This window comes from Sulfurimonas sp. HSL3-1, assembly GCF_039645995.1.
GTDB lineage: Bacteria > Campylobacterota > Campylobacteria > Campylobacterales > Sulfurimonadaceae > Thiomicrolovo > Thiomicrolovo diazotrophicus.
Genome location: NZ_CP147920.1, coordinates 286,950 through 307,339, shown reverse-complemented (window position 1 = coordinate 307,339; position 20,390 = coordinate 286,950). Strand labels below are relative to the sequence as shown.

21 protein-coding genes are annotated in these 20,390 nt (G+C 61.6%); 18 read left to right on the top strand and 3 right to left on the bottom strand.

What is annotated here, in order from left to right; translation table 11 throughout:
• Positions 1–40 precede the first annotated feature (40 nt).
• From WCY31_RS01625 to WCY31_RS01610, 4 genes are read left to right on the top strand one after another with little or no spacing between them, the layout of a single operon-like run.
• Entirely contained in the window at positions 41–961 is a 921-nt protein-coding gene (locus tag WCY31_RS01625; protein ID WP_345972895.1) for an AAA family ATPase, read from the top strand.
• Positions 954–1,796, top strand: a complete 843-nt coding sequence (locus WCY31_RS01620; protein ID WP_345970495.1) for a DUF58 domain-containing protein — start codon at positions 954–956, stop codon at positions 1,794–1,796. Before WCY31_RS01625 ends, WCY31_RS01620 begins: the two co-directional genes overlap by 8 nt.
• Positions 1,765–3,807 (top strand): DUF3488 and transglutaminase-like domain-containing protein, encoded by a 2,043-nt coding sequence (locus WCY31_RS01615; protein ID WP_345972894.1) that lies wholly within the window; start codon positions 1,765–1,767, stop codon positions 3,805–3,807. Before WCY31_RS01620 ends, WCY31_RS01615 begins: the two co-directional genes overlap by 32 nt.
• The gene (locus tag WCY31_RS01610) at positions 3,791–4,384 is read left to right on the top strand and encodes a flavin reductase family protein (protein ID WP_345972893.1); all 594 of its coding nucleotides are present in this window, start codon (positions 3,791–3,793) and stop codon (positions 4,382–4,384) included. Before WCY31_RS01615 ends, WCY31_RS01610 begins: the two co-directional genes overlap by 17 nt.
• On the opposite strand, the gene WCY31_RS01605 is transcribed toward WCY31_RS01610, so the two are convergent.
• The gene (locus WCY31_RS01605) at positions 4,385–5,335 is read right to left on the bottom strand and encodes an MBL fold metallo-hydrolase (RefSeq protein ID WP_345972892.1); all 951 of its coding nucleotides are present in this window, start codon (positions 5,333–5,335) and stop codon (positions 4,385–4,387) included.
• A gap of 44 nt (positions 5,336–5,379) precedes the next feature.
• On the opposite strand from WCY31_RS01605, the gene WCY31_RS01600 reads away from it, so the two are divergent.
• The 14 genes from WCY31_RS01600 (at position 5,380) to WCY31_RS01535 (ending at position 18,681) form a co-directional block, all read left to right on the top strand.
• Positions 5,380–6,090, top strand: coding sequence for a DUF434 domain-containing protein (locus WCY31_RS01600; protein ID WP_345972891.1), 711 nt, complete (start codon positions 5,380–5,382; stop codon positions 6,088–6,090).
• A gap of 116 nt (positions 6,091–6,206) precedes the next feature.
• Positions 6,207–7,019: a M90 family metallopeptidase gene (locus tag WCY31_RS01595; RefSeq protein ID WP_345972890.1), complete on the top strand. Its 813-nt coding sequence runs from the start codon at positions 6,207–6,209 to the stop codon at positions 7,017–7,019.
• A 129-nt stretch (positions 7,020–7,148) separates the two neighbouring features.
• On the top strand, positions 7,149–7,544 hold the full coding sequence (locus WCY31_RS01590; protein ID WP_345972889.1) for a rhodanese-like domain-containing protein: 396 nt from the start codon (positions 7,149–7,151) through the stop codon (positions 7,542–7,544).
• Positions 7,545–7,572: 28 nt separating this feature from the next.
• Complete coding sequence (locus WCY31_RS01585) at positions 7,573–8,046, top strand: rhodanese-like domain-containing protein (RefSeq protein ID WP_345972888.1); 474 nt, start codon at positions 7,573–7,575, stop codon at positions 8,044–8,046.
• Positions 8,043–8,441 carry a hypothetical protein gene (locus WCY31_RS01580; RefSeq protein ID WP_345972887.1) on the top strand — a complete coding sequence of 133 codons (399 nt, stop codon included), beginning with the start codon at positions 8,043–8,045 and terminating at the stop codon, positions 8,439–8,441. The genes WCY31_RS01585 and WCY31_RS01580 overlap by 4 nt, the downstream gene beginning before the upstream one ends.
• On the top strand, positions 8,438–8,803 hold the full coding sequence (locus WCY31_RS01575; RefSeq protein ID WP_345970486.1) for a NifB/NifX family molybdenum-iron cluster-binding protein: 366 nt from the start codon (positions 8,438–8,440) through the stop codon (positions 8,801–8,803). Before WCY31_RS01580 ends, WCY31_RS01575 begins: the two co-directional genes overlap by 4 nt.
• Positions 8,804–8,817: 14 nt before the next feature.
• Entirely contained in the window at positions 8,818–9,027 is a 210-nt protein-coding gene (locus WCY31_RS01570) for a DUF4492 domain-containing protein (protein ID WP_345972886.1), read from the top strand.
• A 97-nt stretch (positions 9,028–9,124) separates the two neighbouring features.
• On the top strand, positions 9,125–10,663 hold the full coding sequence (locus WCY31_RS01565; protein ID WP_345970484.1) for a cytochrome ubiquinol oxidase subunit I: 1,539 nt from the start codon (positions 9,125–9,127) through the stop codon (positions 10,661–10,663).
• Positions 10,663–11,796: a cytochrome d ubiquinol oxidase subunit II gene (gene cydB, locus WCY31_RS01560; RefSeq protein ID WP_345972885.1), complete on the top strand. Its 1,134-nt coding sequence runs from the start codon at positions 10,663–10,665 to the stop codon at positions 11,794–11,796. The genes WCY31_RS01565 and cydB overlap by 1 nt, the downstream gene beginning before the upstream one ends.
• A 167-nt stretch (positions 11,797–11,963) precedes the next feature.
• Positions 11,964–12,395, top strand: coding sequence for a permease (locus WCY31_RS01555; protein WP_345972884.1), 432 nt, complete (start codon positions 11,964–11,966; stop codon positions 12,393–12,395).
• Positions 12,392–12,910 carry a permease gene (locus tag WCY31_RS01550; RefSeq protein WP_345972883.1) on the top strand — a complete coding sequence of 173 codons (519 nt, stop codon included), beginning with the start codon at positions 12,392–12,394 and terminating at the stop codon, positions 12,908–12,910. Before WCY31_RS01555 ends, WCY31_RS01550 begins: the two co-directional genes overlap by 4 nt.
• Before the next feature lie 331 nt (positions 12,911–13,241).
• The gene (locus tag WCY31_RS01545) at positions 13,242–13,736 is read left to right on the top strand and encodes a nucleoside 2-deoxyribosyltransferase (protein ID WP_345972882.1); all 495 of its coding nucleotides are present in this window, start codon (positions 13,242–13,244) and stop codon (positions 13,734–13,736) included.
• Between the two features lie 58 nt (positions 13,737–13,794).
• Positions 13,795–14,715, top strand: coding sequence for an EI24 domain-containing protein (locus WCY31_RS01540; RefSeq protein WP_345972881.1), 921 nt, complete (start codon positions 13,795–13,797; stop codon positions 14,713–14,715).
• Positions 14,716–14,727: 12 nt separating this feature from the next.
• Positions 14,728–18,681 carry an HAD-IC family P-type ATPase gene (locus tag WCY31_RS01535; protein WP_345972880.1) on the top strand — a complete coding sequence of 1,318 codons (3,954 nt, stop codon included), beginning with the start codon at positions 14,728–14,730 and terminating at the stop codon, positions 18,679–18,681.
• On the opposite strand, the gene WCY31_RS01530 is transcribed toward WCY31_RS01535, so the two are convergent.
• Entirely contained in the window at positions 18,678–19,430 is a 753-nt protein-coding gene (locus WCY31_RS01530; RefSeq protein WP_345970477.1) for a DUF6629 family protein, read from the bottom strand. The two genes, WCY31_RS01535 and WCY31_RS01530, sit on opposite strands and share 4 nt — an antisense overlap.
• Before the next feature lie 3 nt (positions 19,431–19,433).
• Positions 19,434–20,390 carry a TIGR00730 family Rossman fold protein gene (locus WCY31_RS01525; RefSeq protein ID WP_345970476.1) on the bottom strand — a complete coding sequence of 319 codons (957 nt, stop codon included), beginning with the start codon at positions 20,388–20,390 and terminating at the stop codon, positions 19,434–19,436.

The following is a 20,390-nucleotide window of genomic DNA, read 5'->3' as shown; positions in this document are numbered from 1 at the left end:
ATTTTGATCATCGTGCAAAACGGTATGTTATGATAAAGCCATGAATGAGACACTCGCCCCCGAATTCCGCCCCATCGTCGACGCCGTCGAGGCCCACCTGCTCGGCAAACGCCACGCCATCTCCCTCACACTCGCCGCCTTCTTCGCCGGAGGCCACGTCCTGCTCGAAGACATCCCCGGTGTCGGGAAAACGACCCTCGCCAAAACCTTCGCAAACGTCATGGGACTCGATTTCGGCCGCGTCCAGTTCACCGGAGACCTGCTCCCCTCGGATATCCTCGGAGTGAGCTACTTCGACCAGGAGAGCGGAAAGTTCGTCCTGAAGAAGGGGCCCATCTTCACCCAGTTCCTCCTCGCCGACGAGATCAACCGCTCCATGCCAAAAACCCAGTCGGCACTGCTCGAGGCGATGGAGGAGCACCACGTCACCATCGACGGCATCAGCCATCCCCTCAAAGAGCCCTTCTTCGTCATCGCGACCCAGAACCCCCACGAAGAGGTCGGCACCTTTGCCCTGCCCCACTCCCAGCTCGACCGTTTCCTCTGCTCGTTCGGGATCGGCTACCCGGACAAAGAGGCGGAGCGCGCCGTCTTGCTGGGCGGAGGCAGCCGTGCCGCCGCGGCGGTGCCGCTCATTGACGCCGCGGCGATCAACACGGCGATGGAGGCGGTACGGACGGTCCACCTCAGCCCGGCGCTGATCGACTACCTCCAGTCGCTCATTGCCTACACCCGCGACAGCGGTCGCTTCGTCTACGGTCTCTCGACCCGCGGCGCGCTTGCGCTGGCGGCGATGACGCGGGCCTGGGCCCACCTGCACGGGCGCGACTACGCCGTCCCCGACGACGTCCAGGCCGTCCTCGGCGAAGTCTGCCTCCACCGCCTCGCTTTCAAAGAGGGCGTCACAACTCTGAACCGCATCCGTCATGAGCTCTTTTCGCACGTTCCTGCGGATGCGTAGACGCGTCCGCCAGCGGGCGACGCGCTTCAGCCTCCTGGTCGTCGTTTTGCTCTTCGGCCTCTTTCTCGAGGCCTATATGCACAACTTCAACCTCGTCTACATCACCCTCTTTTTTGTCTTTGCCAGCGCCTTTGCCGCCGGGCCGCTCGGGCTGCGCAACCTCGGCTGCCTCGAGGCGGAACCAAACGGCTGCGACCGTCTCTTCGCCCGCCGGACGGCGCAGTGTCATTTCAAAATACGCAACACCTCCGCGCTGGGGGCCTGGGCCGTCGAACTGCACGGCGGGGAAGCCGTCAATACCCTGCCCGAAGTCGCTCCGCACACGACGCTCAATGCCGCGCTGCCGCTCAGCCCCGAGCGTCGGGGGCGCTTTGAGGCGGGGCCCTGCACCCTTCAGAGCCTCTTCCCCCTCTCAACGGTCCGTTTCGTCCTCGAGATCGCCAAGAGCTGCGAGCGCGTCGTCTACCCCGAACCCAGAGGCGAACCCCTGCGTAGTTTCCTGCTGCGGCAACGCTCCCCCTTCGGGGACGAAACGGATTTCGAGGGACTGCGCAGCTACAGCGGGGCGGAGAGCCCCTCGCGCATCCACTGGCCCTCCGTCGCCAGGGGCGAACTCGCCGTGAAGAGCTTCGACCGGGAACGGCGGACGGAGAGCCTGCAGTTCGACTTCGCCCGCAGCGGCAGGGACGATGAGGCCCGCCTCTCGCAGCTGACACTCTGGGCCCTCGAGTGCGAAGCCGCGCGCCTCCCCTTTACCATCCTCATGCCCCGCAAGGTGCTTGACAGCAAAAAGGAGGGGATCGATGCGATTCTCGGCTATCTTGCGCTTTACTGATCCCGCGGCAAGGGGAAAGAGCCGCATTGTCAAGCGGCTGAACGCCTGGCGCGAGACCCGCGAGCTCTTTTTGCTTGACCTCGCCTACCTGGCGGTGGTGACCCCGGTGCTGCTGCTGGTCAAGCTGCCGATGCTCCTTTTCCTGCTCCTTGTGCTTGTGCTGCTGCTGGCCCGCAAGCGGGGCAGCGTGGCAACCCTGCTGTTCGTCGCGCTGGCCGGCCTCTTCGCCATCTTCTTCTCCATCTACGGCGCCTTCAACTTCGCGGGCCTTTCACGGCTGAAGCTCTTTGTCGAGCTGATCCTCTACCTCCTGCTGCTCGCCGTCAGCCTGCAGCGGCTGACCCGGACGATCAACTTCTACCTGCTCGTCTCTCCGGTGCTGCTGCTGGCCCTGTCGCTCTTCTTTTTCGACTCCATCGCGATGCTCGTCTACGTCGTGTTCGAGGTCTTCGTCCTGCTGTGGCTCATCCTCGCCTACCGTACCCGCGCGGACGCGCTCTCGAGCCTCCGGGTCACGGGGATGCTCTTTGCCCTCTCCCTGCCCTGGGTCGTCCTGCTCTTTTTCTTCTTTCCCCGCATCTCCTTTGAGCACGCCTCGTACGGTTTCCGGGGCGACGAGATCACCCGGACCGGCCACGACGGCACGATGCGCATGGACGGCGCCGCCCTGCTGGTGCCCTCCGAACGAATCGTCATGGAGGTGGGATTCCAAAACGCGATGCCTCCCGATGGGCAGCTCTATTTCCGCGGCAGCGTCCTCTACCGGGATAAAAAAGACCACTGGGAGCCGCTTCCCTCCTATGTCAGAAGGGCCTTCGCGCCGAAACAGAATGCCCAGGCGGGGATGTACCGTTCGGCCGATGAAGTGACCGCCTACAAGGTGTCGCTCTACCCGACCCACAAGAAGTGGCTCTACCTCCTCGACCTGCCGATCGAGGCCCCGGAAGGCGCGACGATCAACGCCGACTTTGAAACGACGCTGGAAAAACCCGTGAATGAACCGCAGCACTACGACGCCGGATCGGCCCTCGTCTACCGCTACGGCGACCGCACGGAGAGAAGCGTGCTGGCCTATGCCCGCGACGTGAACCGCAGCGCCAACCCCCGCAGCGCCAAAGCCGCCGACACGATCGCGGCAGCCAACCCCGACCCGAAACAGCGCCTCGACGCCCTTTTGCGCTTTTTCCGCGACCAAAATCTCACCTACAGCCTGCGCCCGGAGCCCCTGGACCTCAACCATACCGCCGACAGTTTCCTCTTCGACAAGCGCAAGGGGTACTGTGTCCATTTCGCGGGCAGTTTCGTGACCCTCTCAAGGCTGGCGGGGCTGCCGGCCCGCGTCGTCACGGGCTACAAAGCCGACCGCAAGAACAGCGTCAAAAACTACCTTGCCGTCAAGGAGCGCGATGCCCATGCCTGGGCGGAGGTCTACCTGAGCGACCACTGGCAGCGCATCGAAACGACGGCGGCTGCCGCGTTCATCGACAGCGAGAGCGCCGAACTGCTGCGTCAGACCGGCACGCTCGAAGACAACGGCGAGCGCCTGACCCGGCTGAACCTCTACCTGCTCTATGTCAAGTACCAGGTGGAGACCTGGGTGCTGCAGTACAGCCACTTCAGACAGATGCGCCTGCTCGAAAATGTCAAGCAGCATCCCGCCCTGGCCGCCAAACTGGCCGCCGCCTTCGCCCTGATCGTGCTGGCCAGCGCGGCGCTCTTTCTCTGGCTGCGCCGTCCCCGCTGCAAGGATAAGCTGCTCTGCCTGCTGCGCCCGCTGCTCACACGGCTGCAACGCAGCGGTTTCGAGCGCGAAGAGGGGGAAACGCTGCACCGTCTTTTCGCACGCTATCTTGAGACATACCCCGGCAGCACCCTGACCGAGGTCGACCGCCTCTACCACCGGCTGCAATACGGCACGGCCCATGAAGATGCTGTACAATTCAAAAAGGCCATCCGCGCCTTTCTGCGCGAATCCCCCGCCAAAGGAGACTCCGATGCTCGTAAACTATGACGCTGCAACCGCCGGCGATATCTACAAACTGATGTCGCAGACCATCATCCCCCGCCCCATCGCCTGGGTCGTCACCGAGAGCAGCGGCGTCGTGAACGTCGCGCCGTTCAGCTACTTTACCGGCCTCTCCTCCAACCCGCCGACGATGCTCTTCTCCGTCGGGCACAAAAGCGACGGTACGCCCAAAGACACCCTGCGCAACCTGCGCGAAACGCGGAAGTGCACTGTCTGCATCGCTTCGGAAGCGCAGCTCGAGCACCTGCACTTCTCCTCCAAAGAGCTCGAGGCCCACGTCAGCGAAACGGAGCAGTTCGACATCCCCCACACGCGCCCCGTGCCGGGATACCCGCCGATGATCGAAGGGGCCCCCGTCGCCTTTTTCTGCGACCTTTACAGCGAAGTCGACCTGGGGGAGAGCAAAACGGTCCCGCTCATCGTCGAGATCAAAGAGCAGTTCGTCGACGACGCCTGCATCGCGGACAAAGCGCGGCTGACGATCACCTTCGATCCCATCGCCCGCATCGGCAAAAGCTACGCCCATATCGGCGAGGAGCGCACCCCGCCGCCGATCCCCTGATCACTCCCGTTCGATCCTCCTGTTCCGCCCGAGCCGGAACACGTCGAAATCCTCGGCAATGAAGAGGGGGCCGTCGTAGGCTGAGCGGATCTCCTGCTCTATTTCCGTAAGGGAATGAGCGCCGCCCCTGCCGAAACGGGGGCTGATGTGCGTCGCGATGAGCGCGCCGACGCCGGCAGCGCCCGCGGCACGCCCCAAATCGCGGGCCGTCGTGTGCAGCTGCTTCTCGACGAGGCTATCGTAGATCGCCTGCGTGTAGGTGCATTCGTGCACGAGCAGGTCGAGCCCCTCCAGCGCCGCGCCCAGCACGGAAGGCTCCGCATTGTCCCCGGCGATAAGGAGTGAGCGTCCCCGGAACGGCTCCAGCATATACGTCTGCGGTTCGTAGAGCCGTCCCTCATAAGTAACGGTCAGCCCCCTTTTCAGCGCCCCGTAGAGCGGGGAGGGTTCCAGGCCTTCACTGCGCAGCTTCGCCTCGTCGAGCCGGTTGGCTGTGTCGTTCTCTTTGATCAGGAAGGCGTGGCTCTCGATGGAGTGCACCAGCCCCAATACGGTGACGCGGAAGCGCTCAAAAATAAACTGATCCCCTTCACTGTACTCGATGATCTGCAGGTCGTACCCGAGGTAGTCGGCGTCGGTCTCCGTAAAGCAGTTGATGAATGCGGCGATCCCTTTGGGGCCGTAAATGCGCAGCGGACGAAAGGCCCTGTCCATCCGTTTGGATGCCAGCAGGCCCGGCAGCCCGAAGATGTGGTCGCCGTGCATATGGGTGATGAAGATCGCCGCCAGTTTTCCGACGGAGGGGCGTGTGCGCAGCAACTGGTGCTGGGTCCCCTCCCCGCAGTCGAAGAGGTACCACTGAGGCTCCTGCTCCATCTGCAGTGCCAGCGCCGTGACGTTGCGCTCCTTCGTCGGTTTCCCCGCGCTCGTTCCAAGGAAGGTCAGTTTCATACGCATAGTATAGTACAATATAGAGTTTCTGGAGGTACCCCTGAATGCGCAAACACCGTGGATTGGCCCCCGAAGACACCCTCTTTTTCGATCCGAAGCGGCTTGCCGTGCTGCGGCAGGCCGTCGGCGACCTCTCGTGGCTGCTGCAGCGCGGCTACAGCACCAAGGCGGCCCTCGTTCTGGTCGGCAACCATTTTCAGCTCGTCGAGCGCGAACGGCTCGCTATCGTGCATACCGCCGGCGACGGCGCGCCGCGCCGCACCCCCCTGGCCTTCGAGGAACTGCGGGGCAAAGCGCTCTGCATCGACGGCTTCAACCTGCTCATCACCCTCGAGACGGCGCTGGGCGGCGGCATCATCCTCGTCGGGACGGACGGCTGCTACCGCGACATCGCCAATATCCACGGCTCCTACGCCCTTCGGGCCGAGACCGAGGAGGCCATCACCGTCGCCGCCACTGCGCTCAAAGAGGCCGGTGTCGCCAAGGCGCTGTGGCTCTTCGACCGCCCCGTTTCCAACAGCGGCAGGGTCGCCGCCCTCGTCAACGACACCGCGAGCAGGCTTGCGGTCCCGATGGAGGCGCGCACGGCCGACGAGGTCGATGCCAAAGTGAAACGGTGCGGCGGCGTCGCCGTCACCGCCGATTCGGAGATCCTCGCCAGCAGGGTCGCATGGTTCGACCTCGCCGGCTGGATCATTCAAAAACAGATAGCAGATGCCCGGCTCATCGACCTGCGCTCTTCCCCCGATGCTTAGCCGTCCACGGAGGCCCGAGGCCCCTCAGAACCTCCTAAGCAAGCTGTGTTAAGATTGCACTATCAGACGGCCTCCCTGGAGTGTTGGCCGTTTGCTCCAACGAATGGGCGCATACCATGACGTATCCTCTCGCGCTTTTATCCATCTTCTTTTTACTGTTCGTGCTCTGGGCCTTTATTGTCTATGTTCGCGCACGCCGCCGCAACAGGCTCCTAGAGACACTGCGCACCATGCCTTTTCCCCAGGAGTGGCGCCGTTACCTGGAATGGACCGTTCACTATCCGCATCTGGAAGAGGATCAGCGCCGATCCATCGAGCGCGCCGTCCTTCGTTTTGTCTATACGAAACCCTTCAGCGGGGTCGGGCTTGAGGTGACGGAGGAGATGAAGGTCGTCATCGCCTTTTACGCCTGCATGATCGTACGGCACCGGCCCGAATCCTACGACTACCCGACGCTGGGGGGCATCATCATCTACGCGGACGGTTTCCTTGTCGATGAGTATCATGAACACGGCGGGATCGTTTCGGAACAGCGTGCGGTGCTTGACGGGCAATCCTCCCACGATACCGTCGTCCTTGCCTGGCCCGATGTCGAGGCCGAGGCCTACCACCCCTCCGAGTACAACGTCGTCATTCACGAATTCGCCCATCTCCTCGACTTCGAGGACGGGCTGACCGACGGCGTTCCGCTGCTGCCCAGAGAGAGCGCCCCCAAATGGGAGCACGTCATGGCGCGGGAGTTCAAACACCTCGCGGCCGCCGCCGACCATGGCCACCTGTCGGAAAAACACCAGCTCCTCGGCACCTATGCCGCCACGGACATGGCCGAATTTTTTGCCGTCGCCTCCGAGCGCTACTTTATGCAGCCCGACGCTTTCGAACAGCACTACCCCGAACTCTACTCCCTCTTTTCCGCCTACTACGGCTGATACTGCCATGCATCAGCTCTTTTCAACGCGACCGAAAACGATTCCCGCCTGACGATAAAACTATATTTTTATTTTAGTTTAATCGTCAAGTATTATAATGCTAACAGATTATTTTCATAAGGAGTAAAAATGAATGAGAATTTCAATGAGCGTCTGGCGTCCATTATCGCCAACGACGTCGCCAAAGAAAACCTCGGCCATATCGACCTGCAGAAGGCGCGGGAACTGCTGATGGACGCCGGTGCCGTGCTCTTTGACGTCCGGCCACCGGCGAAGGTGGAGGGCGAAAACGCCCAGGAAGCGGGGATCAAAAATGCCTACTACACACCCTACCCGGCCTTTGCCGCCTCCCTGGACCTGCTGCCCGAAGACAAAACGACCCCCATTATCACCGCCTGCGTCAAGGGGTGGTTCGGCAACCGCGTCATGGCCTACCTCGAGATGATGGGCTATGCCAATGTCTATGTGCTCGACACCAGCGTCACCACGCTGATCGAAGCGCACTACGCCCACACCGGCCGCTAAGACCGGCACGATACAAAGGAAACACCGCATGAGAAAAACAGTGATCTCCCTGATCGCACTGAGCGCACTGGCCGCTTCCGCTTTCGCCTACGACGCCGCGAAAGCTGCCGAGTTTGACGGCTTCTTCTCCCACATGACCCACAAGGCATGCGCCAACTCGACGCTTTTCGTCAAGGCCGACGACGTTATGAAGATGCTGCGCGAAGCCAAACCGATGCTCCTGCTCGACATCCGGACCGAAGGGGAAGCCTCTGTTGTCGCGCTGGGCGCTTCAGGTTCCAGACACGTCCCCGTCGAGCATCTGTTCGAAAAACCGAACCTCGACGCCCTCCCCACGGACCGCCCGATCATCATTGTCTGCTACTCCGGCACGCGGGCAACGATGGCGGCCATGGGGCTGAAAATGATCGGGGTCAGGAACGTACAGGTGCTCAAAGGGGGCATCGTCGCACTCGCAACTTCCGATACGACCAAAAACGCACCGTTAAAGGATGAAAAATGAAAATCGCAATCCCCGTAGAGGGTGAAAACCTCAAAATCGTCAAGCGGACGGGGCAGGCCCCCTACTACGCTCTCTTCGACGACACCGTATTCGAGCGGATCGTCGAAGCGCCGCAGAGCGGGCATGCCCATGACGACCGTCACGATCACCATGACCATGAAGAGCACGACGGCCATCACGGGCATCACCACGCCGAAGACGAGGAGCATATCAAGGGACACGGCAAGAGCCTCTCCAACCTCGCCGGTGTCGAGATGATGCTCGTACGCATGATCGGCACGCATATGAAAGAGGCGGTCGACCGTGCCGGCATCACCGTCAAGAAGATCCGCGAGAAACACGGCGAAACCGCCGATGAAGCCGTCAAAAACTATTTGCAGGAGAAAGCAGCATGAAAATCGTATTTCCGACCGATGAAGACATGGGATTCCTCTCCCGCCGCGGGGCACACTTCGGCAAGGCGAAGTTCTATACCCTCGTTACCGTCGAAAATAATCGTATAATGGATGTCGAAGGTATCGTCAACCCCGGCCATGATGCCGGGGGCTGCGGCAACGCCGTCGCCAATATCATGGCCCTGCACCCGGACGCCCTGGTCGTTTCGGGTATCGGCGGTTCCCCGGCCAAAGGGTTTGAACAGGCGGGGCTCACCGTCTATGTGGACCGCGAATCGCCGACGGTACGCGACTCCGTCGAGCGGGTCATCCAAAACGCCCTCGGCGCCCTCGGCGGCAAAGGGACCTGTTCCACCCACTGAGCGAGGATAGGATCATGAAGCTTTCAGCCATTTACCGTTTTTACCGGGACGGTTTCAGTGCCATGCGGCTGGGCCGTACGCTCTGGACCGTCGTGGCCGTCAAGCTTCTCATACTTTTTGGTGTGATCAAGATGCTCTTCTTCAGCGATACCCTGCAGAGCCGTTTTGACAGCGACGAAGCGCGGCAGGAGTATGTAAGCCGACAGCTGACGGGCACACCGTAACTCCCCTGTAGTTCATAAGATACTATAATACTCTGCACCCCAAAAGGGGAGAAGCGTGTCGAAAACAGGGCAAAAATGAAAATGAAAAGGATAATTAATGCTGTATGAAACGGCCGCAAGCGTTGACTGGGCACGGGCCCAGTTTGCCCTGACGGCGATCTACCACTTCCTCTTCGTCCCGCTCACCCTGGGACTCTCCTTTATCGTGGCGATCATGGAGACCCTCTATGTCCGCACGAACGACCCCCAATGGAAGCGGGCGACGAAATTCTGGATGACGCTCTTTGCCATCAACTTCGCCGTCGGCGTCGCCACGGGGCTGATCATGGAGTTCGAGTTCGGCACCAACTGGGCCAACTACTCCTGGTTCGTCGGCGACATCTTCGGCGCGCCCCTGGCGGTCGAGGGGATCCTCGCCTTCTTTATGGAGTCGACTTTCTTCGCCGTCATGTTCTTCGGCTGGGACAAGGTGGGCAAGGGGTTTCACCTCCTCTCCACCTGGCTCGTCGCGGTCGGATCGAACCTCTCCGCGCTCTGGATCCTCGTCGCCAACGGCTGGATGCAGTACCCCGTCGGCATGGCCTTCAACCCCGACACCGCCCGTAACGAGATGGTCTCCTTCTGGGACGTCGTCCTCTCCCCGGTGGCCATGTCGAAATTCCTGCACACCATCAGCAGCGGCTACGTCATCGCGGCGCTCTTCGTCGTCGGGATCTCCGGCTGGTACCTGCTGAAGGGGCGTGACATGCTGATCGCCAAGCGCAGCATGGTCGTCGGCGCCTCCTTCGGTCTGCTCGTCTCGCTCTTCCTCGCGCTTAGCGGGGACGAAAGCGCCTACAACGTCGCGCAGAAACAGCCGGTCAAACTGGCCGCGATGGAGGGGCTCTACCAAGGCGAGACCCGCGCGGGCATCATCGCCTTCGGCATCCTCAACACCGAAAAGGAGCTCGGCGACGACCGCCACGAGTTCTACGGCGACATCGAGATCCCCTACGCCCTCTCCTTCCTGGGCTACCACGACATCGACGCCTTCGTGCCGGGCCTCGACGACCTCGTCTACGGCAACGAAAAGCACGGCATCGAACCGGCGCAGGCGCGGATCGACCGCGGCAAGGTGGCCGTCGCCGCCTTCAAAGAGTACAAGGCGGCCGTCAAAGCGGGCGACGACGCTGCCGCCGCCGAGGCGCGCGGCGTGCTTGAGACGCACATCGCCGACTTCGGCTACGGCTACCTCGAGAAACCCGAAGATATCGTCCCGCCGATCGCCCTGACCTTTTACAGCTTCCACATCATGGTGGGACTCGGCAGCTGGTTCATCGTACTCTTCCTGGCGCTTCTCTACCTGACGATGGCCAATGAGATCGAGCGCTTCCGCAAACTGCTCTGGCTCGGCCTGCTCTCGATCCCGCTGGGCTACATCGCCGCCGAGGCGGGATGGATCGTCGCCGAGGTCGGCCGCCAGCCCTGGGCCGTTCAGGACCTGCTGCCCGTCGGCATCGCGATGACGGACATCTCGAGCAGTAGCGTCCAGACGACCTTCTGGATGTTCGCGGCGCTCTTTACGGCGCTGCTCGTCGCGGAGATCAAGATCATGCTCCGCCAGATTAAAATCGGACCCGACGGAGGAGACCACTGATGTTTGAACAACTCACCTTTTTACAACTCCAGCAGTACTGGTGGATCATCATCAGCCTGTTGGGCGGACTCTTTGTCTATATCATGTTTATCCAGGGGGGCCAGACCCTGCTGAACCAACTCAGCGACAACGAGACGGAGAAGACGATGCTCGTCAACTCCCTCGGGCGCAAATGGGAACTCGGCTTCACGACCCTGGTGCTCTTCGGCGGGGCGCTCTTTGCCGCCTTCCCGCTCTTTTACGCCACGAGCTTCGGCGGAGCATACTGGGTCTGGATGGTCATCCTCTTCTGCTTTATCATCCAGGCGGTCAGCTACGAATACCGCAAAAAGCCCGACAACGTGCTCGGGCAGAAGACCTACGAGGCCTTCCTCTACATCAACGGCAGCCTCGGCGTCGTGCTGCTCGGCATTGCCATCAGCACTTTCTTCAGCGGCGCGGATTTCGCCCTCGATGAGAGCAACTTCGTCCACTGGCAGGGGGCGTCCAGGGGCCTTGAAGCGCTGCTCAACCCCATGAACTACCTGCTGGGCTTCGCCCTGCTCTTCCTCGTGCGCATCGCGGCGGGGATGTACTTCATCTCAAACATCGACCACGCGCCGATCGAGGCCAAGGCCCGGACGATGATCAAGCGCAACATCGTCTGGTTCCTCCCCTTCTTCCTCGGCTTCGTCGCGTGGATCTTTCTCAAGGACGGCTTCGCCTACGACGCCGCCACCAAAACGGTCTCGATGGTGCCGCACAAGTACTTCTGGAACTTCATCGAGATGCCGGCCGTCGGCGCCATGTTCCTCGCCGGAGTCGTCATGGTCCTGCTTTCCGTTTTCAACACGGTCTTCCGCGGCAAAAGCTGCTGCGCCTGGACCAACGGGGTCGGCATCGTGCTCACCGTCATGGCGGTCCTGCTTGCCGTCGGGTTTAACGGCACGGCCTTCTACCCCTCGACGCACGACATCCAGCATTCGCTCACCATCGAGAATGCCTCGGGCAGCCTCTATACGCTGACCGTCATGAGCTACGTCTCGCTGATGGTGCCCTTCGTCCTCGCCTACATCGCCTATGCGTGGCGTGCGATGGACCGGGTCAAGATCACTGAAGACGAGATCACCGCGCCCGACGCGCATAACTATTAAGGAGCACAGTATGGACTACACATCTTCACTTCTCTGGTTTGCATCCTGGCCGCTGATCATCTACGTCAGCTACCGCTTCGTCCGCCTCAACGTCGACGAGATCGCGCGCCGCGAAAAAGAGCAGTCGTAACCCCCTTAACGACAGGGGGTTTCGATACAATCACGGTATGAAAGAACACTCCCGCGCCGAAGAAGCCTTTGGCAAAGCTCTGCGTTCCCTCGCCGCCATGACGCCGATGCTCCTGGCCGTCATCTCCCTGGTGGGCCTTTTCCAGGCCTTTGTCTCCCCGGAGATGCTCCGCGCGCTTTTCAGCGGCTCACCCCTCGTCGACACCCTGATCGGGACCGTCATCGGGGGGATCTCCATCGGCCAGCCCGTCATCAGCTATATCATCGGCGGCGAGCTGCTCGGCCAGGGGATCTCCCTCTATGCCGTCACCGCTTTTATCCTCGCCTGGGTGACGCTCGGGATCATCCAGCTGCCGCTGGAGGCCTCCCTTTTCGGACGACGGTTCACCATTGTCCGTAACCTGCTCAGCTTCGTTTTCGCCATGCTGATCGGTGTTGCGACCGCCCTGACGCTGCAGGGGCTCTCATGAAACAGAAGACCCCTAAAAAGCCGAAGTGCAACGGCTGCGTCCTGCTCGCCGTCACCCTCCTGCTCTACGGCGCGGCAGCCCTGTTCGCCCCGGAGAAGACGCTCCTCGCCGCCGAAGAGAGCTTCGGTATTCTGGTCAAGATACTGCCGATCCTGCTCGTCGTCTTTTTTCTCACCGCCCTGCTCAACACCTTTTTGAAACCCAAGAGCATCGCGAAACACCTCGGCAAGGGCTCACGGCTTCGCGGCTGGTTCATCGCCCTCTTCGGCGGCATCCTCAGCCACGGCCCCGGATACGTCTGGTACCCCATGCTCGCCGACCTGCGCGCCCAGGGGGCCCGCGACGGCCTCATCGTCGCCTTCTTCTACGCCCGGGCCATCAAACTCCCCTGGCTCCCCGTGATGATCAGCTACTTCGGCATCGGGTTCACCCTCGTGCTCAGCTTCTACATCCTGCTGGGCGCCTGGCTGCAGGGGATCATTGCCGATAAAATACTGGCAAAGCACGAAGAGTGAAAAGTGAAGAGAGTCCGCATCCGATTTTTCTGCCAAGGCTGAAACGGTAGTTAGCGTGTCGGCCGGATCACCGAGGATTGGAATGCCCCGAAAGCGGCAGCTTTTTGCACTTTCTTCTTTCGGGTTCGGTTTCTTCTTTGTGCAAGCATAAGCGCTAAAGCGCAATACATGCGAGGCACTAAATGCCGAGTCGTAAAGAAGAAAGAGAACACACTCGTTTATTACGGCATCCGAACAAAGTCCGGATACCTACGCTAACACTGGGTTTCGCTCGGCGCGATGCCCCCGCGCAGATAGACCGCGCGACTTAATAACTTCAAAAGGATGCCGAATGAAAACGATCTATTTAGCCGGCCCCGACGTCTTCGAACCTGACCCTATTGCCGCGGGTGAAGCCCTCAAACAGCTCTGCAGCGAGTACGGCTTCGAGGGGCTCTTTCCCCTGGACAACGCTATCGAAGCCTTCGACCACCCGCACAAGACCGCCGAAGCGATCCGAAAAGCGAACCTCGACCTCATCCGCCGGGCCGACATCGTTATGGCGAACCTCAACCCCTTCCGCGGTTTCGAACCCGACTCGGGCACCGTCTACGAGGTCGGGTTCGCCGAGGCGCTCGGCAAACCGGTCTTCGCCTACGCTGGCGACCGCCGCCACATGCTCGAACGCCTGCGGGAACACCAGGGACTCGCTGCAGATGCCGAGCAGTGCCTGGAGGGCAAAAACATCGAGTCCTTCGCCCTGTCGCACAACCTGATGTTCGCCCACACGCTCGTGGCGGATGATGCGCGCAACTGCCTGCGACATATCGCGGAGCGTTTCTCCTGACGCACCCAAAGTATTCGGTGCTATAATAGTTCACGCCACCTATGAAAAAGGATTTGCGATGCGTGAGCTTTTCAACGGGTTTCTGGACGGCATAGAAGAAGTGCTGCGACGGCGGACGATGATCGTCCTCGTCATTTTCGCCACGGTGGCTGCGGGCATCTGGGCAATTATCGGGATGCTCTATTGGGAGCATTTCCTCACCTTCAGCGACCGTCTCGTCGAATGGCTCCCCTTTGCGATGCTCCGCTCCAACGGTGCGTGGATGCTCTCGACCTTCCTTTGGGTCCAGGTCATAATGCTCACCGTCGCCCTGCTCTCGCTGCTGCTGACGGTGACGCTCTACCGCGATCTTCCCAAAAAGGATTTTACCCGGGCCGCCGTCTGGCTGCTGCTGGGCGCCACGGTCTTCTGGACCGTCGTGTGGCTTTTCAAGGGGAGCGCCATCTACGACGGCGTACTGAAACTGCTGACCATGCTCCCCTTCGATACCGTCGAGAACGGGGTCAGCGCTCTGCTGATCTTCTACTTCCTCTACAACGCCGCCATCATCACCATGCTCTTTTTCACGAGCCTCTACTCGCCGGTGCTGCTGCGCCGTATCCGCGAAGAGGTCTATCCCTACGAGAATGTGCACAGCGAAGCCGAGCTGCGCTCGCTCGTGTACACCGCCAGGAACACCCTCCTGTTCGTTGCCGCCTCCCTGGTGCTGATGCCGCTGCTCTTCGTCCCGGTGCTCAATATCTTCGTCCAGCTGCTGCTGTGGGTCTGGCTGGTCAAGGACACCTTCACCTACGATGTCGGGGCGCTCTTCTTCAACGCCAAAGAGTTGCGCCTCATCAAGAAGGGCGACAAGCACATCTGGGCCGTCGCCGCCGTCACCGCACTGTTCAACTTCTTTCCCCTGCTCAACTTCGCCGGCCCCTTTATCGGGGAGATCATGATGTTCCGCTACCTCGTCGGGCTCAAAAGCAAAGCCTAGGCCGGGGCCGGGATGAACGATCAGACCCTCGGCGCCTTTTTACTGCTGCTGGCACTGCTGTTTGCACTGACCTATCTCCTCGCCGGCCTCTTCGAACGGCTGAAGATCCCGGGAATCCTCGCGGCGCTCTTCGTGGCGATGGGGGCACACTATACGCCGATCGAACCGATGTTGACCCAGGGGGTCAACGGCGACGTTTTCACCGTGCTGGCGGATCTCGGCGTCCTTTTCCTCCTCTTTTTTATCGGCCTGCAGATCGACACGAAGGCGATGCGGCGCCAGGGCAATGACATCCTGATCGCCACGGTACTCAATACCTCCGTTCCCTTCCTCCTCGCCCTGGGCTTCATGCTCTACCTCGATTACGGCTGGCTTATCGCCGTCGTGATCGGACTAACACGGATGCCGACGGCCGAAGCCGTCATCGTCCCGATCGTCGATGAGTTCAAACTGCTGCGGACCAAGGTCGGCAACTACATCGTCGGCGCCGGGGTCATGGACGACGTCATCGAGGTCTTTCTCGTCGCGCTCGTCTCCGTCTGGATCGGGGAGCGCAGCGGCATCATCACCTCCGATGCAATGGAGGTCGTTCACATCCTGACCAATACGGCCATCTTCATCGCCGTCGCCTGGGGCGTCCGCAGCCTCATCCTCGTCCCCCTCTCGCGCTGGCTGCAGATCAAAGTCCCCAACCTGATCCTCCTGATGATCATCGTCCTTTTTATCTTCGGCGGTTTCGCGGAGTACGTCGGGCTTGGGTTGGTCGTCGGGGCCATCGTCGCAGGGATGCTGATGCGGCCGGTATTTTCAGGGGCGGGGAAGACCGGGGCGGAGGCGACCAAGGCCGTCCGCGCAGTCAGCTACGGATTTTTCGGCATCATCTTTTTCCTCTGGATCGGGATGAGCATCGACCTCGAGGGACTAAAAGCGGCTCCCCATCTGGCCATCGGGCTCTTCTTGGCCGACTTCATCGGGAAAACGGCGGGGATCCTCCTGATGGTGCCGATGAAAAAACTGACCTTCAAGGAGGCCCTGACCATCGGCATCGGCCTGAACGTGCGCCTGACAACGGAGATCATCGTCGCCAAGCTGCTCTTTGACGCCCAGCTGATCGATCTCCAGCTCTTTACTGCCCTGGTGGCCGCCTCCTCCTTCTCGACCATTGCCGTTCCCCTGCTCTTCATCTTCATCGTCTCCCGCTGGCGGAGCGCGCTCACAGGAGGTGCGAAGGTCGTGTCCGCCCCCTTGGCCGGCATCGTCATCACCGAAACGCAGACGCCGTGGCACGCCAAAGCGATCGCGGAGGTCACCGCGCTGCTGGGCACGGATGCCGGTACGGGGCTGGATGACGCCCGGGCCAAGAGCCGTCTTGCCGAGGCCGGCCCCAACCGTATCGAGGCCGTCCGCAAAGAGGGGTGGGGTTCGATCCTATTGCGTCAGTTCACCGACGTACTGATCCTCATCCTTGCCGCGGCGGCAGTCGTCTCATTTGCCGTCGGCGAAATCGGGGATACGATCACGATCCTCGCCATTATCATCCTCAACGGTCTGCTGGGCTTCGTCCAGGAGTTCAAGGCGGAAAAGGCGATCGAAGCGCTGCAGAAGATGCTCTCCCCGCGCTGCAAGGTGCTGCGCGACGGCAACCGGAGCGAAATCGACGCCGAAGTGCTGGTGCCCGGCGACGTCGTCCTGCTCGAAATAGGCGACAGGGTCCCCGCGGACCTGCGGCTGCTCGAAGCCGTCAATCTCAAAGCCGACGAGTCCGCCCTCACGGGCGAATCGACCTCCGTCACCAAATCAGCCGACAGCATCCCCGAAGCGACACCCCTCGCCGAGCGCAGCGACATGGTCTGGATGGGGACGAACGTCACCAACGGCTATGCGCGGGGGGTCGTCACCGGCACCGGCATGGCGACGGAGTTCGGACGCATCGCAAGGCTGACCAGCGAGGTCGAGCAAACCCGTACCCCGCTGCAGAAACGGCTCGCCGTCCTGGGTAAACGGCTCGGCATCCTCTCCGTCGCCGTCTCGGCGCTGGTGGCGATCATGGGCTACCTCTTCGGCAAACCGGTCATGGAGATGTTCCTCACCGGCATCTCCCTTGCCGTCGCCGTCGTCCCCGAGGGGCTGCCCGCCGTCGTCACGATCACCCTCGCGCTCGGCGTCAAGGCGATGGTGCGCCAAAACGCCCTGCTGCGTCGCCTGCAGGCGGCGGAGAACCTCGGCAGCGCCGACGTCATCTGTACGGACAAGACGGGAACGCTGACGCAAAACCAGATGACGGTGCAGCAGATCTGGCTTTTCGGCGGCGGCGTGACCCTCACCGGCAGCGGGTACGATCCCGCCGGCCATTTTGAGGCCGACGGCCGCAAAGTCGATTACAAGGGCCGGGCCGACCTTTTGGCGCTGCTGAAAACGGGGCTGATCTGCAACCACGCCTCACTGCACCGCGAAGCGGGCGCGTGGGGTATCACCGGCGAGCCGACCGAGGCCGCCCTGATCACCGCCGCCTACAAAGCGTGGATGGCGCCGGAGGACGTGCGCATCGTCAGCGAGTTCTCCTTTAACTCCGAGCGCAAAAGAATGACGACGGTGATCGACGAGAATGAAGGAAGGGCCGCCTACGTCAAGGGGGCGCCGGAGGTCCTTCTTGCGCGCGCGGCCTCCTATCTCGAACACGGTGAAATACGCCCGCTGGACGCCGAGGCGCGCAGCCGCTTCGAAGCCGCCTACACCGCCCTCGCCGCGTCGGGCCTCCGCACCCTCGCCCTGGCCATGCGCACCCTCACCCCGGAGACGAAGCTCGATCCCGACACGGTCGAACAGGAGCTTGTGCTGCTGGGCATTGCCGGCATCATCGATCCGCCGCGTCCGGAAGTCCCCGAAGCGATCCGCACGGCGAAAAGCGCCGGCATCGCCGTCGTCATGATCACCGGCGACGCCCCGCTGACCGCCATGGCCATCGCCGAAAAGATCGGCATGCACCCCCCGCGGGCCGTCACGGGAGCGGAACTGGAAACCATGAACGACGCGGCCCTCGCGTCAGCGCTGCAGGCGGAAGCGATCTTTGCGCGGACGACACCCGAGAACAAGCTGCGTATCGTCAAGGCCCTGCAGCGCGAAGGGATGGTGACGGCGATGACGGGTGACGGCGTCAACGACGCGCCGGCGCTCAAGCGCGCCGACATCGGCATCGCGATGGGTATGCGGGGGACGGACGTCGCCAAAGGGGCCTCCGACATGCTCCTGCTCGACGACAACTTCGCCTCCATCGTCAACGCCGTGCGCGAAGGACGGCGCCAGTACGACAATATCAAGAAGTTCGTCACCTACCTCCTCTCTTCCAATATCGGGGAGGTCCTCGCCATCTTTATCAATATCCTGCTCGGCGGCCCGCTGCTGCTCCTGCCCGTGCAGATCCTCTGGATGAACCTCGTCACCGACGGGATGACCGCCGTCGCCCTGGGCATGGAGCCCGCGGAAAAGGGGCTTATGCGGCGCCCGCCCCGGGCAGGGAACAGCGCCTTCCTGCAGCGAAGGGGGATCTTGATGATCCTGCTGCTGGGCGCCTACATCGCGGGGGCGACGCTGTGGATATTCCACTACTATCTCGCCTCCGGCATGGCGGAGCCACAGGCGGTCATGCTTGCGCAGACCGTCGCCTTCACCGCGATCATCGTGCTGGAGAAGATGAACGTCTTCAACTACCGCAGTCTGCATGCGCCGATGCCGATCATCGGCTTTTTGACCAACCCCTGGCTGCTCGGCGCCTGGGTGATGACCGTCTCGCTGCAGGCCGCCGCCGTCTACGTGCCGTTTCTGCAGGAAGCCCTGCATACCGTTGCGCTCGGCTGGCAGGACTGGCTACTGATCTTCGAGATCGCGCTGCCGCTCTTCGTCATCGTCGAACTCTATAAGTGGCTGGAGTGGTGGGGACGGCGCAACGGCCTCCCGGCGGAGGCCTAAAGGTTTCGATAGTGCAAAAGCACCCTGCGCACGCGCGGGAAATGCCGTTCAAGGTGTGCGAGTTCCTCCATCAGCGCCCCGCTCCACTCCGTCTCTTTACGCCGGATCTCCTGCAAGAATGCAATGCGGCGCTCAACGAAGTAGAAGTAGAGCATGATGCTGACAACGGCGGCATAGAGGCACCAAACGGAGGTGACGGCATAGGGTTTCCACAGCGTAATGCCCACCAGGCCCATCAGGTTGAACCATCCGAAAAGCTGTACGGAGACGCTGCTGCTCAGGACCAGCGGCCCGCAGGTCGTGAGAATATAGGCGATGTTGATCCACCCCTTTTGCGTCCACGCGTTGACGTAGGCCAGGGCATCATGCTTCACCGTAACGTACGTCGGCTGTACGGAGAGTCCCCACAGCGTATAGGCCGCCAGAATGCCGCCCAGCACAAGCAGCACCCCGATCACCCTCCGGTACCATCCCGAAGGCTCCAGCAGCCAGATCGCCAGCGGCACGAGAAACGGCAGCAGCCCCTGGGCATAGAAGATGAAGATGCTCTCCGCCATCTCCAGCGCGCGCGGTTCGATCAACCCGCCCATGCCCAGCCAGACGAACCCCTGGGTGAACTGGTGCAGGGCGAAAAGCAGCGGCAGGCTCGCGAAGACGACCTCTTTGGGCTCGCTGACCCGCCGAAGCGTCAGCAGGCCGATCACGCCCAGGGCACCGGACAGCGTAAAATTCATAATGGCAAAGAACATGGCTTATTTTTTCAGGTCGTGAATCAGCGTCGAGCCGCATCTTTTATGCCATTTCACAATCGCCTCCCACGCCTCATCGGCCGTTTCGGCAAACGCGAAAAGATCCCGGTCCTCTTCGTCGATCGTCCCCTCTTCGACAAGCATCTCGAAATTGATGATCCCCCGCCAGTAGCTTTCGCCGACGAAGACGACGGGCATCGGGTCGATCTTGCGCGTCTGTACGAGGGTCAGCACTTCGAAACATTCATCCAGGGTCCCGTAGCCGCCGGGGAAGATGACAAGGGCTTTGGCCCGCCGCAGGAAGTGGAGTTTGCGGATGGCGAAGTAGTGCACCTGGAAACAGAGTTCGGGGGTGATGTAGGGGTTGGGGTACTGTTCGTGGGGCAGCGTGATATTGAGGCCGATCGATTTGGCCCCCACGTCGAAGGCCCCGCGGTTGGCCGCCTCCATGATGCCCGGCCCTCCGCCTGTCATCAGGGTGATCTTCGTATCTTCGGGCCCTTTGCCGCTGCGGCCGACAATACGCCCGAAGGCGCGGGCCGTTTCGTAGTAATGGCTCTTGGCCAGGATCCGCCGCGCGATGCCCAGCTCTTTTTCAAGGGCCTCGCCGTCTTTAGCGTTCCGTTCCGCTTCGAGGTTCTCGATCAGGCGCTTGGCCTCCGCCTCCTCCATGATCCGCGTGGAGCCGAAGACGACGATGGTGTGTTCGATGCCGTGTTCGCGCAGCAGCAGTTCGGGCTTGAAGTAGTCCACCTCCAGCCGCACACCCCGCACCTCGTCGCGCCGGAGAAAGTTCGGGTCCCGGTCCGCCTGGATAAAATTGTCGTGGGCCATGATGGCTTTTACGCGCTTATGCGCTTTGGGGTCGTCCTCGTCGGGCTTCGGGTGTTCCCACGGCAACGGTTTCTGGTGCCGTTTCAACAGCTTGCGGAACGCTTTTTTATCATGGTTTTTCTTCAT

What these genes read in the sequence shown, in the direction of transcription:
- WCY31_RS01625 (WP_345972895.1), top strand. Translation starts at nt 41, where the DNA reads ATGAATGAGACACTCGCCCCCGAATTCCGCCCCATCGTCGACGCCGTC.
- WCY31_RS01620 (WP_345970495.1), top strand. Translation starts at nt 954, where the DNA reads ATGCGTAGACGCGTCCGCCAGCGGGCGACGCGCTTCAGCCTCCTGGTC.
- WCY31_RS01615 (WP_345972894.1), top strand. Translation starts at nt 1,765, where the DNA reads ATGCGATTCTCGGCTATCTTGCGCTTTACTGATCCCGCGGCAAGGGGA.
- WCY31_RS01610 (WP_345972893.1), top strand. Translation starts at nt 3,791, where the DNA reads ATGCTCGTAAACTATGACGCTGCAACCGCCGGCGATATCTACAAACTG.
- WCY31_RS01605 (WP_345972892.1), bottom strand. Translation starts at nt 5,335, where the DNA reads ATGAAACTGACCTTCCTTGGAACGAGCGCGGGGAAACCGACGAAGGAG.
- WCY31_RS01600 (WP_345972891.1), top strand. Translation starts at nt 5,380, where the DNA reads ATGCGCAAACACCGTGGATTGGCCCCCGAAGACACCCTCTTTTTCGAT.
- WCY31_RS01595 (WP_345972890.1), top strand. Translation starts at nt 6,207, where the DNA reads ATGACGTATCCTCTCGCGCTTTTATCCATCTTCTTTTTACTGTTCGTG.
- WCY31_RS01590 (WP_345972889.1), top strand. Translation starts at nt 7,149, where the DNA reads ATGAATGAGAATTTCAATGAGCGTCTGGCGTCCATTATCGCCAACGAC.
- WCY31_RS01585 (WP_345972888.1), top strand. Translation starts at nt 7,573, where the DNA reads ATGAGAAAAACAGTGATCTCCCTGATCGCACTGAGCGCACTGGCCGCT.
- WCY31_RS01580 (WP_345972887.1), top strand. Translation starts at nt 8,043, where the DNA reads ATGAAAATCGCAATCCCCGTAGAGGGTGAAAACCTCAAAATCGTCAAG.
- WCY31_RS01575 (WP_345970486.1), top strand. Translation starts at nt 8,438, where the DNA reads ATGAAAATCGTATTTCCGACCGATGAAGACATGGGATTCCTCTCCCGC.
- WCY31_RS01570 (WP_345972886.1), top strand. Translation starts at nt 8,818, where the DNA reads ATGAAGCTTTCAGCCATTTACCGTTTTTACCGGGACGGTTTCAGTGCC.
- WCY31_RS01565 (WP_345970484.1), top strand. Translation starts at nt 9,125, where the DNA reads ATGCTGTATGAAACGGCCGCAAGCGTTGACTGGGCACGGGCCCAGTTT.
- cydB (WP_345972885.1), top strand. Translation starts at nt 10,663, where the DNA reads ATGTTTGAACAACTCACCTTTTTACAACTCCAGCAGTACTGGTGGATC.
- WCY31_RS01555 (WP_345972884.1), top strand. Translation starts at nt 11,964, where the DNA reads ATGAAAGAACACTCCCGCGCCGAAGAAGCCTTTGGCAAAGCTCTGCGT.
- WCY31_RS01550 (WP_345972883.1), top strand. Translation starts at nt 12,392, where the DNA reads ATGAAACAGAAGACCCCTAAAAAGCCGAAGTGCAACGGCTGCGTCCTG.
- WCY31_RS01545 (WP_345972882.1), top strand. Translation starts at nt 13,242, where the DNA reads ATGAAAACGATCTATTTAGCCGGCCCCGACGTCTTCGAACCTGACCCT.
- WCY31_RS01540 (WP_345972881.1), top strand. Translation starts at nt 13,795, where the DNA reads ATGCGTGAGCTTTTCAACGGGTTTCTGGACGGCATAGAAGAAGTGCTG.
- WCY31_RS01535 (WP_345972880.1), top strand. Translation starts at nt 14,728, where the DNA reads ATGAACGATCAGACCCTCGGCGCCTTTTTACTGCTGCTGGCACTGCTG.
- WCY31_RS01530 (WP_345970477.1), bottom strand. Translation starts at nt 19,430, where the DNA reads ATGTTCTTTGCCATTATGAATTTTACGCTGTCCGGTGCCCTGGGCGTG.
- WCY31_RS01525 (WP_345970476.1), bottom strand. Translation starts at nt 20,390, where the DNA reads ATGAAGAAAAACCATGATAAAAAAGCGTTCCGCAAGCTGTTGAAACGG.